Genomic DNA, 12988 nt, shown 5'->3' on the forward strand with positions numbered 1-12988 from the left:
AGAACCCGCAGCTGACCCAGGGTCACCGAGTGAGGACGCGCGGTCCCGGCTGGACGGTCGACCCGCCTCCGGCGGGCCGGCCGCGCGACGGGTTGGCGGCCGGCGGCGAGGGTCGAGCGGGGCCGGCTCGTGCACGCACCCCGATGATCATCCTATATGGACGGCTCCTACACTTCGCCGGTGATCAACTCAAGACGATCCACCACCGTCCTCGCTGGACTGGTGGTGGTCTCCGCGCTGTTCGGGCCGGTGCCCGCCGCGGCCGACGAGCCGACACCCGCCGAGCCGCCCCGGGTCGAGCTGGTGCTCGACGTCAGCGGTTCGATGGGCGCCCGGGACATCGACGGCCGAAGCCGGATCTCGGTGGCGCAGCAGGCGTTCAACGAGGTCGTCGACGCCCTGCCGGCGGAGACCCAACTGGGGATCCGGGTGCTCGGCGCGACGTATCGGGGCAAGGACAAGAAGGTCGGCTGCCAGGACACCCAGCAGATCGCGCCGGTGGGCCCGGTCGACCGGGCCCAGGCGAAGGCGGCGGTGGCCACCCTGCGGCCGACCGGCTTCACCCCGGTCGGGCTCGCCCTGCGCGCGGCCGCCGAGGACCTCGGCACCGGCGCGACCACCCGCCGGATCGTGCTGATCACCGACGGCGAGGACACGTGCGCCCCGCCGGACCCGTGCGACGTGGCCCGGGAGCTGGCCGCCCAGGGCACCCGGTTGGTGGTCGACACGCTGGGCCTGGCGCCCGACGAGAAGGTACGCCGGCAGCTGCTCTGCATCGCCGGTGCGACCGGCGGCACGTACACCGCGGCGCAGAGCACCGCGGAGCTGACCGACCGGATCAAGCAGTTGGTCGAGCGGGCCGGCGAGACGTACACCCGGACCCCGACGGCGGTCGGCGGCGGCACCGCCTGCGCGGGCGCTCCGCTGCTCGGACCCGGCGTCTACACCGACCGGGAGGCGTTCTCCGAGCACCGCTGGTACCGGGTGCCGGTGCGGCCGGGCCAGGAGTTGCGCGCGTCGGTGAGTGTGGCGCTGGACCGACCGGTCAACCGGGACTATGGCGTGCTGCTACGGGCCGTCGCCCCGGACGGCCGCGAACTGGTCCGCGGAGCGGACGCGGGCAGCGGCCGGGCCGACGTCATCTCCGCCGGCCTGCGCTGGTCGGACGACGACCCCGAGGACCGCGACGCCGAGGACCGCGACGCCGGGAACCGGGACGCCGGGAACCGGGACGCCGACGGGGGCGCGGGCGGCACCGACCGGACCGCCGACGACCCGACCGTCCCGGCCACCGTCTGCCTGGTGGTCAGCAACTCGTTCGCACCCCGACCCGGCACCGGGGTGACCCCGGGAATGCCCGTCGAGCTGACCGTCGACGTGGTGGCCGCGTCGCCCGACCCCCGCGGACCGGACCTCGGCCGGGGCTGGGTGCTGCTGGCCCTGCTGACCGTCGCCGGTCTGCTCGCCGGTCTGGTGACCGGTCTGCTCACCCGCTGGTGGGTGGCCACCTGGAGGGAGAAGTGAGCGTGCGTACCATCCCGAGGGCACTGGTGGCGCTGCTGGCCGCCGCCAGCCCCGCGCTGCTGCCCACCGCGGCCGCCGCGGACGCCACCCCCACGGCCACCCCCTCGCCCGGCGCCGCGACGGTGACCCGGGCGGGCACGTCGTTCCTCACCGCCACCGCCATCGCCGCCGGCCAGCCGGTCCGGGTCGGCGCGTCCACCGGTGACCACCTCTACTGGTCGTTCACGGCCGAGGCCGGCCAGGTGCACGACATCACCGCCGCCGTGGCGTTCCCCAGGGACCGCAGCGGCGCGGCCACCTGGACCATCGACGTCTTCGACGGGCTGCGCCGGCGACAGGCGTGCACGGCCGGGGCGCAGACGCCGACCGTCGAGAAGACAGCCGCCACCGTGTCGCTCGGCTGCACGCTGCGCGAGGTCCGGCCGTGGGCCGAGCCGTGGTCGGCCGACCCGCTGCCCGGCACGTACTTCGTCCGGCTCTCGGTCATCGACGTGCCGGAGCCGGACCTGGGCGCTCCGGTCGAGGTGGAGCTGCTGGTCTCCGCGGACGGCGACGGGGGCGCCCCGGCCGACGACGGCGAGTTGGCGGCGCCGCTGGTGCCGAACACCCGGGCCGGTGCCGTGCTGACCGACGCGTCGGCCGCCGCGCCCCGGAACGACGCCGACGAGGAGGGCCTGGGCGACCTGCTGCCCGCCCTGGGCTCCCGGTGGATCTGGACCACCGCCGGTGGTGTCCTCGCCGCCGTGGCCGGGGTGGTCGGCTTCGCGCTGACCCGCCGACCCCGACGCCCCTGAGAGACCGTCCCGCTGCCCGGCGCCCACGCGGGCGCCGGATGGCGTGGCGGTCAGCGGTGGCGGGGCCCGCGGGGCAGCCACCCGATGAACCGGTCCTGCAGGGACGTGACCGGCGCGGTGCGCAGATCCTCGGTGGCGGCGGCGAGACAGGAGCCCAGATAGACGCTGAGCATCGCCCGATCCCCGTACTCCTCCAGCAGCCGGGCGCGCTTCGTCGCGCACGGCCACTCCTCACCGCAGGAACCGCAGCTCCAGACCGGCGTCAGCGGAGCGTGTTCGTCGCTCCGCTGACCTGCCGGTTGCGCACCACCGGTCATCGCACTCCCTCTCCGGTTCCTGACGGGGTCCGGGCGACCGGACGATCGTCCTGACGGCGGCCACGGGGCCGACCGCCGCCGGAGCCGCGCTCCGACACCATCCGGTGATACATGGTTGCGGTACTTTCGCCATTCATGACAGTCAGAAACCCGACGGTCGACCGGCCGCGGGCGTACCGGTGCGGGGTGAGCGATGCGTGACCTGCTGCCGCCGGAGGTCGCCGTGGCCGTGGCCGGCCCGGACGACTGGACCGCGCCGCTGCTCGCCGCGGAGCTGGCCTGCCTCAGCGACAGCGCGGTCGAGAGCCGGCGGCGGGACTTCACCGCCGGGCGGGTCTGCGCGCGGCGGGCGATGGCGGCGCTCGGGCTCCTGCCGTCGGCTGTACTGTCGGCCGCCGACCGGGCGCCGGTGTGGCCGCCCGGCGTGGTCGGCACGATCACCCACACCCGCGGCTACTGCGCGGCGGCCGCGGCCAGCAGCAGCGTGGTGCGCTCCGTAGGCATGGACGCCGAGCAGCACCGGGAGCTCAATCCAGGGGTACGCCGACTGATCAGCCTGCCGGAGGAGGACGAGCGGATGGCCGCGCTGCCGGCCGGCGTGTCCTGGCCGGCGGTGCTGTTCAGCGCCAAGGAGACCGTCTACAAGGTCTGGCATCCGGTGGTCGGCACCTGGCTGGACTTCGCCGACGCGCACGTCGAGCTGGATCCGGACGCCGGAACGTTCACCGCCCGGATCTCCCCGGCCCGGATCGACGCCGCGCCCGTCGACAACCCGCCACGGACGGTGCGCGGCCGGTTCGTGGTGGCGGACGGGCTCGTCCGCACCGCCGCCGTGCTCCCGACGGACTGATCCACCGGCGTCCCGCTGCCGCATGACCCTCCCCGGCGACGAGGCGTTCCGCTCAACGGGCAGCGGCCCGTCTCGGGCCCCGTCCGGCGACGGAGTCACACCACGCAGAACTCGTTGCCCTCCGGATCGGCCATCACGACGTGATCGAGCCGACCGTCCACCTCGTCCTCCCGCAGCATTGTCGCGCCGGCCGCGATCAGCCGCTCGACCGCGGCGCGTACCCTCGGCGCCCGGACCTCCCACGCGACGCCGCGCCCGCCCCCGGCCTGGATGTCCAGGTGGATCCGGTTCTTCGCCACCTTCGCCTCCGGCACCCGGAGAAACGAGATGCGCGGCCCCCGACCGGACGGGTCCGCCAGGTAGGCGACGTCGTCCCACTCCTCCTCGGGCACGTCGTAGTGCCGCCGGAACGACGCCCAGTCGGCGAAGCCCGCCGGCGGCGCCGCGTCGACGTAGCCCAGCGCGGTCTTCCAGAAGGCGGCCAGGGCCGGCGGGTTCGCGCTGTCGAAGGTCATGCTCCACGGGTCGCCCATCGGGCCAGCCTGCATCGCGCACGGGCGACCGGCAACCTCCGGTCGCGGGTCTCTCAGTGCGACCGCGCGGTCCACCGGAACGGCGGCTCGGCTGACCATTCACCGGTGGCCTTCGATGGCTACGGTCGTGGATGCCGAGGTTTCCCGACCACCCCAGGAGTGATCGCGTGCCCCCCTCCCCGTCCCGGCTCTTCTCGGAGATAGCAACGGCGGAACGACCGGCCGAGACCACAGTGATCATGCGGCGGGCGGTGGTGCTCGGCGGCAGCATCGCCGGGCTGATGGCGGCCCGCGTTCTCAGTGACCACGCCGAGGAAGTGCTGATCATCGAGCGGGATCCGTCCGAGGTCGATGACGGGCCACGGCCGGGCGTACCGCAGGGCAGCCAGGTGCACGCGCTGCTGCCGGCCGGCCAGATGCAGTTGGAGCGCTGGTTTCCCGGCATCGCCGACGAGGCCATCGCGCTCGGCGCACCGACGCCGCCCGCCGAGGAGGGCGCGGCGAAGATCTTCCTGAACGGCGTATTGGGGCTTCCGCCGGCGCCGACCGACGGTGGCCCGGCCCTGATCACCACGCGTCCGTTCCTGGAAGCCCTGGTCCGGCGACGGACCCTCGCCGTCGACAACATCCGGATGGTGTACGGCCGCGCGGAGAGCCTGGTCTTCGCCGACCAGCGCGTCACCGGCGCCCGGTACGTGCCCGAGGGCGGCGCCGAGCCGATCGTCGAACCGGCGGACCTGGTGGTCGACGCGATGGGCCGGTCCAGCCGACTGAGCGACTGGCTGTCCGACAACGGATGGCCCCGTCCGCCGATGCAGCGGATGCCGATCAGGCTGAACTACGCGACCGCGCTCTACAAGCGGGACGAGAAGGTCAGCGACACCTGGGTGGTGGTCTACCACGCGATGGCCGGCAAGGGCCGCACCGCCCGGATCGGTGGGATCAACTCGGTCGAGGCGGACCGCTGGATCATGCTGGTCGCCGGCTACGACGACGACCGGCCCAGCCGCGACGTCGCCGACTACGCCGCCCGCTGCCGCGACCACTACCCGCCGATGTTCGGCGACATCGCCGAGCACGGCGAGATGCTCGGCGGGGTGGTCACGTACCACCAGGCCGACAGCCGGCGCCGGGACTTCCACAAGCTCGACCGGCTGCCGGCCGGGCTGGTCGCCGCCGGCGACGCGGTCGCCTCGTTCAATCCGGTGTACGGCCAGGGCATGACCTCGGCGACGCTGCACGCCTCCTGCCTGTCGGCGTACCTCCGGTCCGGCCCGAGGCCGCACGAGGTGCCGGCGCGGGCGTACTTCGACCAGGTCAAGGTGATCGTCGACGCCGCCTGGCAGGTCTCCACCACCGCCGACATCGAGCTGCCGCACGTCGACGGGCCGTACCCGCGCGGATACCGGATCACCAAGTGGTTCGGAGACCTCATCTTCCGGACCTCGCAGACCGATCCGGTGCTCAGCTCCCGGCTGAACCGGGTCACCACCATGCTCGACCATCCGGCGACGCTGAGCCGGCCGGCCACCCTGCTCCGAGCGCTCCGGCTCGGCCTGTTCCGAGGCCGCCCCACCCCCTCGTCCGGCGGCCGGGCATAGCGAGTCGGTCGCCGCCGGAGCCTCGCCCACACGTCGTCCACGGAAGGAGATCGTCGGGCACCCTCGCCCGAGGAGACACGTCTAGCATGCGCGTCATGACAGCCGCTGATGTCGATCTGACCGCCGCCCCGGGCTCTTCCGGCCGCGCCCTGGCCCGTACCCAATTCATCCTGACCGCTGTCTACGTCGCGGCCATCGGCGTCGCCCTCGGCCGCGCCGCCGCCTTCTCCGGTCACCTGTACCTGCCTCAGCAGGGCGACGAGTACACCGCGAACGCCTACCTGTGGCCGGGCCTCTGGAGACCGGCATCGCTGGTCATGATCGTCGTGATCGGCACGGCGCCGCTTTTCACCGCGGCGACGGCCTTCGTTGCCACCGTCCGGCTCACGAAGGCCCGGTCGCGGGCCGCCGGGCATCCGCGAAGCCTGATCGTCGGCACGATCCTCACGACCCTCGTCGCCGTCTCCGCGTTGACTCCACCAGTGCAGGAGTTGTTGGGCTGGCTCCTCGACTGACTGGCCGCCCGAAGTGGAGCCCGCTCCTCCACGGGTTGGCACGTCCGGCTTCGGGTCACCCGCCATCGGGTTACGAGGTGACGTCGACCCGCATCACGGCTCGCCGGGGCGTGGGTCGGCTGACCTCGACGAACCCGGCGTCGGCGAAGATGCCGGTGCTGCCCACGTACAACTCGCCCCAGGCCACCTCCTGGCCGGGGCGGAGGACCAGCGGGTAGCCCTCGACGGCGCGGGCACCGCGCTCCCGCGCGAACGCGACGGCGGCCCCGGCCAGCGCACGGCTGACGCCACGGCGGCGGAAGCCCACCCGGGTGACGAAGCAGGTCACCGCCCACACGCCGTCGTCGTCCCGGTCCTCGTCCCGCCCGGCCCACGGGATCCGGGCGTGCCGCAGCCGCTCGTACGCGGTGCGCGGCTCGACCGCGCACCAGCCGACCGGCTCGCCGTCCAGGTACGCGACGAGGCCGCTGGTGCGGTCGGCCTCCGGATCACCGCAGCCCGTCTCGTCCCGCAGCCGCTCGGCCCGCGCCTCGACGGGAAGCGACGCCCAGTCCCGGCCCCGCGCCTTGAACCACTGGCACTGGCAGCGCGCCGCCTCGCCACGCGTGCCGAACACCGCCCGGAGGTCATCCCAGCTCGCCTCGTTCGCCGGTACGACGGAGATCGGAACGTCCGCACGGCGGTCGTCGTGCCGCCGCTCGAAGGCATCAACCACGGGTGAATCCTGGCCCAGCCAGCGGCGCCACGCCACCGGCTGGGGCTTTCGACATCGCGCGCCGGTTGCGGCCCGGTGACCGGTTCGGGATCCGCCCGTGGGGTTTTCACCACTGGTGGACGGGGACGCGAGCCAGGGAGGCGGCGAACGCCCCGGTCCGCCAGATCAGCAGGGAGGGCGACATGAGCTTCGAGCGGGCGAACGACAAGATCGAGCAGTTGGCCGGCCCGGCCCGGGCCCGGATGGGCGACCTGACCCAGGAAGAACGGTCCCGGGCGGATCGGGTGGCACAGCGGGACGAGATCCGCGGCAAACAGCCCGGCGAGCACATCCAGGAGGACGCTCGGGACGCGAAGGACAACTTCACGAGCTGATCCGTCGTACGGCGACGCCCCTGGCCCGGAAGCCGCGGCGTCGCCGGCCGCGGGCCGGGGCTCGACCCGGTCTGAAGTCGACCTGCGGGCCCGGTCGGCCGTGCGGCCGGGCCCGGCCGTCACCGGCAGCCGGCCCCGGTCAGTCCGTGCGCTGCCGCGGATCGGACTGCTCGGTGCCGCGCTCGGTGAGCGCCGTGCGCGCGGCCTGGAGCAGGTCTTCGGAGAGCGGGTTGCCCCGGGCGGCGCGGGCGAGGACGAGGGCACCGACCATGGTGCAGAGCTGGGCCAAGCCGTCGTCGTCGCCGGTGGCCAGCTGAGCGGCGAGATTCCGTACCCCGTTGAGGTAGGCCTGGTGGGCACGCGCGGCCTGGTCGGGCTCGCGCCCCAGGTCAGCGGCGAATCCGGAGACGGGGCAGCCCTCCCCGGCGTGATCGCGGTGCCAGACCGAGAGGTACCGCTCGATGAGCGTCCGGCGGGCGGCCCCAGGCTCCCCGGCGTGCTCCTCGATCGCCACCGCCGAGTATGCCGCCGGCTTGTCGAAGGCGTAGGCGGCGGCCTCGTCGACCAGGTCCTCCTTGGAGGCGAACTGCTTGTAGAACCCACCGTGGGTGAGCCCGGCGGCCTTCATCACATCGGCGACGCTCACCGCGGTGCCCTTCTCACGGAACATCCGGGAAGCAACGGCTACGACGCGCTGGCGGTTCTCCTGCGCTTGTGCCTGGGACACGCGGCCCACGGGATCGCTCCCCTCAGATGGATGTCACTTGCCATCTATCGTAGCACTGTTTAGATTGTTGACGACATCTAATTGCCGAGAGCAGTGGAGAACCTATGACCTCGCCGCCCGAGCCCACCGAGCCCTCGACGCCGGCGGCGTCCGCGCCACCTGCGCCGTCCGGACCGTCCGCCCGACGGACGGTGCCGGTGCGGGCCTGGCTGCAACCAGCGATCATCGGACTGGTCGTGGTATCAGCCTTTATCGGCCTTTATGTGGGCCTTCAGCGCAATCCACAGCCGCAGGCCGTGCCAGTGGCCGTGGCCGGGCAGCAGCTCGCCACGAACGTCCAGCAGACGCTCGGCGACCGAGTCGACGTACACCAGGCAGCCGACACCGCGTCGGCGCGCCGGGCGGTCGTCCACCGTGACACCGTCGCGGCCCTCAGCCCCGACAGTGACGGCGGGCTACGGCTGGACGTGGCCGGAGCCAACGGCCTGTCCACCACCAACGCCGTCACCGGCCTCGCCGCCACCTATGCGAACCAGGCGGGTCAGCACCTGCGGACCGAGGACATCGTCCCGCTGGCCAAGTACGACAGTCGCGGACTATCCGGCTTCTATGTGGCGTTCGGTGTGACTCTCGCCGGGTTCGTTCTCGGCCAGGCCACCCTCGGCCTCGGCCACGTGCTGCCCCTGCGCCACCGGTTCCGGCTGATCTGGGGCTTCGCGGCAGCCTGCGGCATCGTCGCGGCCGCCATCGCCGGCCCCGTCCTGGGAGCCCTACCGGCACCCTTCCTGCCCCTGGCGGGTGCTCTCGCGCTGCTGGCCGCCGCGACAGCGTTCGCCACCAAGCTGCTTGGCACCTGGCTGGGCCCGATCGGCATCCCGGTGGCCACCCTGCTGCTCCTCACCATCGGCAACTCGACCAGCGGCGCCACCATCGGCGTCGTCCTGCTGCCCGCTCCGGCCCGCATTGTCTCGGGGCTGCTTCCGCCCGGCGCCGCCATTCGGGCCGTCACCGACCTCAGCTACTTCAGCGGCGCCCACGTCGCCGGCCCGCTGATCACCCTCGCGTTGTGGGCCGCGCTCGGTGCGCTGCTGGTGGGCCTGCTGGCCCGACGGGTCGCCAACCGGGCCCGCCAGGTCGCCACCCAGGGCTGAGCGCTCGCCGCCCACCGTCGCGAAAAGCGCCTTACTGACCGTTCTGACCACACCGCCACTCAGATATCCCATCACTCCAAGGAGATCGACCGATGGTTGCCAGCAACCTTGTTCTCATCCCCGGTGCCAGCGGTGTGGGCCGCACTGTCTTCGAAAATTTGCGTGCTCACGAGGTGCCCGTGCGTTTCATGGTCCGTCGCGAGGACGAGCGTGCGGCTGAGCTGCGGGCGCTCGGCGCGGAGGTCGTCATCGGTGACCTGACCCGGCCCGAGACCGTAGCGGCGGCGCTGCAGGGCGTCACGCGGATGTACTTCGCGATGGCCGTGTCGCCGGACCACCTGCTGGCGGCGACTGTGGCGGCCTCCGTCGCGAAGGAGTACGGGCAACTGGAGGCCCTGGTCGACCTGTCGCAGATGACGGTGTCGCAGATGACCGCCACCAGCACCGAGGAGTCGCACCAGCAGCGGCTGCACTGGCTGGCGGAGCAGGTGCTGAACTGGTCCGGCCTGCCCGTGGTGCACATCCGGCCGACCGCGTTCCTGGACACTCCCCTGTTCACCACGATGGCGGCGCGGTCGATTCGAGAGAACGGCACGATCGCGCTGCCGTTCGGCACCGGACGCACCTCGCCGGTCGCCGTGGACGATGTCGCACGGGTCGTCGCCACCGTGCTCCGCGACCCGGCTCCGCACATCGGACAGGTCTACGAGCTGACCGGGCCGCGGTCGGTCGACATGACGGAGTTGGCCGCGGCCTTCTCCCGGGCGCTGGATCGTCCGGTGACCTATGTGGACCTAGCGCTGGACCGGTGGCAGGCCCAACTGCCGAAGCTGGGAATGCCGCCGCACCTCGAACAGCACGTCGCCACCATGGCCCGGCTGCACCGGGAGAACCGTTACGACCGCACGACCGACGGCGTCGAGCGCGTGACGGGCACCCCGCCCCAGTCGATCGAGGCGTTCGTGGCCGCCCACAAGGACCTCTACCTGGGCTGACCCGTCCCGGGCCAACGCCGGCCCCAGTGCGACCACTGTCGCGGGGCCGCTGCCGCTTCAGCGCTGGACTTCACTGCCGAACAAGATCGAAAAAGGCCGTCTCCCACACGGGAAACGGCCTTTGAACTGGGTGGAGCTGAGGGATTTGAACCCCTGACCCCTCGATGCGAACTGACGGCGGGTTGAATGAGGTTCGGTGCGAGGTCAGGCAGCCCGGTGGCTGTCCTCGCGGTCGGGCTCGGCCCAGTTGGCTGCTGTACTTTGGTGCTGGCAGTCGATCTGGACTCCCAGGTACGGTCCAGCATCCGCCGGGCCAGGGTGATCTTCCTGGCGAACCGGACCGTGGGCGGCGCGCCGGCGGCCGCACACCGGGCCGCATCGTTGGTCCAGCCGTGCGGCAGGTAGATCTCCCGATCGATCAGGGCGTACCCACGGACAGAGGCGTAGGCCAGAAACACCGCCACCTGCACAGAGGGAGATGCGTTCGCTGGTTCTCTACGGGGGTCAGCGTCCTTGCCGTGTCGCCCGCTGGTGCCAACGTGGGTGTTCGCCGAATCGGACTTCGGCAACCTCACGAGGGCTGTATTGAGCCAGCGACGATCTCTTGCAGCGCTTGGACGTGGGCGCGGTAGGCCTTCTTGCCTTCTTTCGTCAGTGTCAACCAGATGCGCCGGGAGTCGCGATGGGAGCGTTCTTGGTTGACATATCCCGCGTCGACAAGCGCTGCGACCTGCTTGCTGAGCGCGGAACGGCTCAAGCCGACGGTGTCCTTGATGACGGACATCTCCACGGGCGTACCGGTGTCGAGCATGGCGCAAATCTTCAGCCGGTGCGTTGGGTGGATGACCGGGTCCAGCTGTCCGGTCATCGGTGTGTGCTCCGGTAGTGCAGCACCGAACCGAGGCTGTAGCTGATCGCCGCCCCGGCGACGCACACGATGATGGCCCATTCCAGGTCCGCGGCGCGCGCGAACAACGACACGATCACGAACGCCCCGGATAGGGCGGCGAGGATGCGGAAGCCACGGCTGGTCGGAACCGCGAACGGCGTGCCCATCAGGTGACCGGCCCAGTAGTTGAGCGCAGCTAGGGCAACGCCAAGTACGAGCACGACGAACGCAGCGAGCATCGAGGACTCCACGAGCCCCGTCAGCGCCAGTCCACCCAGGACCAGAGCGTTGGCCGGGTACAGCCAGAGGGGCCATGGACGATCTCGAACTGCGCGCTGCGCATCGGCGACGGCTTTGAGTCCGGCGGATGCCTCGTGTGGATCGGAATTCGGATCGATAGTTTCCATGCCGGCAACTATATGAGACAGTTTCCGGCCTGGCAACTATTTGCAGGATGAGGCGCCGTAACCGCGGCCCCGGTCGGCGCCCCAGCTTTCACCGGGAGTTCGAGACCCGCTGCCGCAAGGCCGGCGTCCGGGAAGATCTCTGTGCACACCACCCGGCGCACCTGCGCCACCCTTCCGGTGGCGCTCGACGCCCACCGCCGGGTCATGATGCGGATTCTGCGGCACAGCCAGATCGCCGTGACCATGAACATCTACGCCCAGGTCACCTCGGAGGCGACCGAGACGGCCCTCACCCGGCTCGGCGAGCGGTTCCTGTGAGCTGCCGTACAAGATCGGAAAAGGCCGCCTCCCACCACGGGAAACGGCCTTTGAACTGGGTGGAGCTGAGGGGATTTGAACCCCTGACCCCCTCGATGCGAACGAGGTGCGCTACCGGTCTGCGCCACAGCCCCTCCGCCGGCGAACCGGCTTCGGTCCCACCCGGCTGACACCGGGCGGGCCGGCGACAAGGCTAACAGGTTCGGCACCCGGGAGGCGAATCACCCCCGCCCGCCACGCCGCCCCTGCCGATCATGCAGTTGTGGTGCCTCACAAATCGCACAAACCTTCTAATAACCGGCACCACAACTGCATGATCGACGCTGTGGAGGGGCGCGCGAGTGGGGGGGCCGGGGGGTTAGGCCAGGTGGGAATTGCGGGCGGACTGGTAGGGGCGGCCGCGGAGGCCGCCCGCGCGCCGGTAGGAGACCGAGCCGCCATTCGCCGCCGCGGGCAGGTCGGCCGGCCGATCCAGACCCATCGCGGCCCGGCGTACCACCTCGCGCTGGGCCGCCAAGCGGCGCTGCGCCTCCCGGCGGGCCGCCGCCCGGCGGGCCTGCTCCCGACGCACCTCCGCCTGCCGGGCGGCCAGCCAGGCCGCCTCGCGGGCCCGCGCCCGCCGCCGCCGCTGGTCGGCGATCGCCCGCTGTCGCAGGTGTACGACGTACGCGACGAGCAGCGTGCCGGTGACGGAGACGCTGATCCAGAAGCCGGGGCTGACGACGATCACGCCGATCAGTTCGACGACGTTGAGCAGCAGCAGTGCGGCGAGCACCCGACGGCGCCGGTAGACGGCCGGCGTGTGCGCCCGGCGGGGCGGCGGCCGGCGGCGGGCCCGGTGGGGCGCGGGCGGCACGGCGCTCAGCCGGCCCGAACGGCGAGCCGCGGCGGGTGGGCCGGACACCGGCGCACTCAGACCGCCCGTAACGGGATCCTCACTGAGCGTGACTACCAGGGAGCGGGGCGGGTGCACTGGCCGCCGTCCCGGCACAGTACGGCGGCGGCGCTGGCGCTGGAGCACCCGCGCCGTCGACTGCGCCCGCTCCGCCACCAGCCGCTCGGTGGCGTCGTACCGGCGAACCAGCGCCGGAGCGAGGGCGAGCAGGCCGGCGGCGGCGAGGACGGCGAGGAGCACCGAGGTCGGCACCCTCACCCCTCCCGTCACCGAATTCGGAGCAACCGCCGCCCGGCCGCAGGATCTTTCGCCGACCGGCGTCGGCCGCGTGGATCGTACGGCGATGCAGCGCTTGCCACAGCTTGCAGTTACTTGAGGTTACG

The 12988-nt window shown here is 72.2% G+C and carries 16 protein-coding genes, 1 tRNA gene and 1 pseudogene; 9 read left to right on the forward strand and 9 right to left on the reverse strand.

All coding sequences use genetic code 11. The annotated features are described in order from the left end of the window. Nucleotides 1-180 precede the first annotated feature (180 nt). Both O7603_RS17970 and O7603_RS17975 read left to right on the forward strand, forming a co-directional pair. On the forward strand, nucleotides 181-1524 hold the full coding sequence (locus O7603_RS17970) for a VWA domain-containing protein (RefSeq protein ID WP_281570963.1): 1344 nt from the start codon (nucleotides 181-183) through the stop codon (nucleotides 1522-1524). A 2-nt stretch (nucleotides 1525-1526) separates the two neighbouring features. Next, nucleotides 1527-2318 (forward strand): peptidase, encoded by a 792-nt coding sequence (locus tag O7603_RS17975; protein WP_281570964.1) that lies wholly within the window; start codon nucleotides 1527-1529, stop codon nucleotides 2316-2318. 50 nt (nucleotides 2319-2368) lie between these two features. Here the strand turns inward: O7603_RS17975 and O7603_RS17980 are convergent, their stop codons facing one another. Continuing rightward, nucleotides 2369-2635, reverse strand: a complete 267-nt coding sequence (locus O7603_RS17980) for a hypothetical protein (RefSeq protein WP_281570965.1) — start codon at nucleotides 2633-2635, stop codon at nucleotides 2369-2371. A 193-nt stretch (nucleotides 2636-2828) separates the two neighbouring features. On the opposite strand from O7603_RS17980, the gene O7603_RS17985 reads away from it, so the two are divergent. After that, the gene (locus tag O7603_RS17985) at nucleotides 2829-3485 is read left to right on the forward strand and encodes a 4'-phosphopantetheinyl transferase superfamily protein (RefSeq protein ID WP_281570966.1); all 657 of its coding nucleotides are present in this window, start codon (nucleotides 2829-2831) and stop codon (nucleotides 3483-3485) included. A 95-nt stretch (nucleotides 3486-3580) separates the two neighbouring features. Here O7603_RS17985 and O7603_RS17990 read toward each other — a convergent pair whose 3' ends face one another. Further along, the gene (locus O7603_RS17990) at nucleotides 3581-4018 is read right to left on the reverse strand and encodes a VOC family protein (RefSeq protein ID WP_281570967.1); all 438 of its coding nucleotides are present in this window, start codon (nucleotides 4016-4018) and stop codon (nucleotides 3581-3583) included. 167 nt (nucleotides 4019-4185) lie between these two features. Between O7603_RS17990 and O7603_RS17995 the strand changes: the two genes are divergently transcribed. Together O7603_RS17995 and O7603_RS18000 are read left to right on the forward strand one after the other, a co-directional pair. Beyond that, on the forward strand, nucleotides 4186-5619 hold the full coding sequence (locus O7603_RS17995; protein WP_281570968.1) for an FAD-dependent oxidoreductase: 1434 nt from the start codon (nucleotides 4186-4188) through the stop codon (nucleotides 5617-5619). A 95-nt stretch (nucleotides 5620-5714) separates the two neighbouring features. After that, complete coding sequence (locus O7603_RS18000) at nucleotides 5715-6134, forward strand: hypothetical protein (RefSeq protein ID WP_281570969.1); 420 nt, start codon at nucleotides 5715-5717, stop codon at nucleotides 6132-6134. 70 nt (nucleotides 6135-6204) lie between these two features. Here the strand turns inward: O7603_RS18000 and O7603_RS18005 are convergent, their stop codons facing one another. Then, complete coding sequence (locus tag O7603_RS18005; RefSeq protein ID WP_281570970.1) at nucleotides 6205-6849, reverse strand: GNAT family N-acetyltransferase; 645 nt, start codon at nucleotides 6847-6849, stop codon at nucleotides 6205-6207. A 182-nt stretch (nucleotides 6850-7031) separates the two neighbouring features. Between O7603_RS18005 and O7603_RS18010 the strand changes: the two genes are divergently transcribed. Continuing rightward, complete coding sequence (locus O7603_RS18010; protein WP_281570971.1) at nucleotides 7032-7223, forward strand: general stress protein CsbD; 192 nt, start codon at nucleotides 7032-7034, stop codon at nucleotides 7221-7223. A 139-nt stretch (nucleotides 7224-7362) separates the two neighbouring features. On the opposite strand, the gene O7603_RS18015 is transcribed toward O7603_RS18010, so the two are convergent. Next, nucleotides 7363-7959, reverse strand: a complete 597-nt coding sequence (locus tag O7603_RS18015) for a TetR family transcriptional regulator (RefSeq protein WP_281570972.1) — start codon at nucleotides 7957-7959, stop codon at nucleotides 7363-7365. Between the two features lie 287 nt (nucleotides 7960-8246). Here O7603_RS18015 and O7603_RS18020 point away from each other — a divergent pair, with 287 nt between their 5' ends. Both O7603_RS18020 and O7603_RS18025 read left to right on the forward strand, forming a co-directional pair. After that, nucleotides 8247-9101, forward strand: a complete 855-nt coding sequence (locus O7603_RS18020; protein ID WP_281570973.1) for a hypothetical protein — start codon at nucleotides 8247-8249, stop codon at nucleotides 9099-9101. A 92-nt stretch (nucleotides 9102-9193) separates the two neighbouring features. Next, complete coding sequence (locus tag O7603_RS18025; protein WP_281570974.1) at nucleotides 9194-10096, forward strand: NAD(P)H-binding protein; 903 nt, start codon at nucleotides 9194-9196, stop codon at nucleotides 10094-10096. On the opposite strand, the pseudogene O7603_RS18030 reads toward O7603_RS18025, so the two are convergent. The 3 genes and pseudogenes from O7603_RS18030 to O7603_RS18040 form a co-directional block, all read right to left on the reverse strand. After that, a pseudogene (locus tag O7603_RS18030) lies at nucleotides 10084-10569 on the reverse strand (transposase); the annotation flags it as partial. The gene O7603_RS18025 and the pseudogene O7603_RS18030 sit on opposite strands and share 13 nt — an antisense overlap. A 98-nt stretch (nucleotides 10570-10667) precedes the next feature. Further along, on the reverse strand, nucleotides 10668-10964 hold the full coding sequence (locus O7603_RS18035) for a transcriptional regulator (RefSeq protein WP_281570975.1): 297 nt from the start codon (nucleotides 10962-10964) through the stop codon (nucleotides 10668-10670). Then, on the reverse strand, nucleotides 10961-11392 hold the full coding sequence (locus O7603_RS18040) for a hypothetical protein (RefSeq protein WP_281570976.1): 432 nt from the start codon (nucleotides 11390-11392) through the stop codon (nucleotides 10961-10963). The genes O7603_RS18035 and O7603_RS18040 overlap by 4 nt, the downstream gene beginning before the upstream one ends. A 141-nt stretch (nucleotides 11393-11533) precedes the next feature. On the opposite strand from O7603_RS18040, the gene O7603_RS18045 reads away from it, so the two are divergent. Further along, nucleotides 11534-11710, forward strand: a complete 177-nt coding sequence (locus O7603_RS18045) for a hypothetical protein (protein WP_281570977.1) — start codon at nucleotides 11534-11536, stop codon at nucleotides 11708-11710. Nucleotides 11711-11770: 60 nt separating this feature from the next. Here the strand turns inward: O7603_RS18045 and O7603_RS18050 are convergent. Both O7603_RS18050 and O7603_RS18055 read right to left on the reverse strand, forming a co-directional pair. Beyond that, nucleotides 11771-11844, reverse strand: a tRNA-Ala gene (locus O7603_RS18050). Between the two features lie 224 nt (nucleotides 11845-12068). Beyond that, complete coding sequence (locus O7603_RS18055) at nucleotides 12069-12863, reverse strand: hypothetical protein (RefSeq protein WP_281570978.1); 795 nt, start codon at nucleotides 12861-12863, stop codon at nucleotides 12069-12071. Nucleotides 12864-12988: the final 125 nt, after the last annotated feature.

The sequence above is a fragment of the Micromonospora sp. WMMD812 genome (assembly GCF_027497215.1).
In the GTDB taxonomy this organism is placed as follows: domain Bacteria; phylum Actinomycetota; class Actinomycetes; order Mycobacteriales; family Micromonosporaceae; genus Micromonospora.

What these genes read in the sequence shown, in the direction of transcription:
- O7603_RS17980 (WP_281570965.1), bottom strand. Translation starts at nt 2,635, where the DNA reads ATGACCGGTGGTGCGCAACCGGCAGGTCAGCGGAGCGACGAACACGCT.
- O7603_RS17985 (WP_281570966.1), top strand. Translation starts at nt 2,829, where the DNA reads ATGCGTGACCTGCTGCCGCCGGAGGTCGCCGTGGCCGTGGCCGGCCCG.
- O7603_RS17990 (WP_281570967.1), bottom strand. Translation starts at nt 4,018, where the DNA reads ATGGGCGACCCGTGGAGCATGACCTTCGACAGCGCGAACCCGCCGGCC.
- O7603_RS18000 (WP_281570969.1), top strand. Translation starts at nt 5,715, where the DNA reads ATGACAGCCGCTGATGTCGATCTGACCGCCGCCCCGGGCTCTTCCGGC.
- O7603_RS18010 (WP_281570971.1), top strand. Translation starts at nt 7,032, where the DNA reads ATGAGCTTCGAGCGGGCGAACGACAAGATCGAGCAGTTGGCCGGCCCG.
- O7603_RS18025 (WP_281570974.1), top strand. Translation starts at nt 9,194, where the DNA reads ATGGTTGCCAGCAACCTTGTTCTCATCCCCGGTGCCAGCGGTGTGGGC.
- O7603_RS18035 (WP_281570975.1), bottom strand. Translation starts at nt 10,964, where the DNA reads ATGACCGGACAGCTGGACCCGGTCATCCACCCAACGCACCGGCTGAAG.
- O7603_RS18040 (WP_281570976.1), bottom strand. Translation starts at nt 11,392, where the DNA reads ATGGAAACTATCGATCCGAATTCCGATCCACACGAGGCATCCGCCGGA.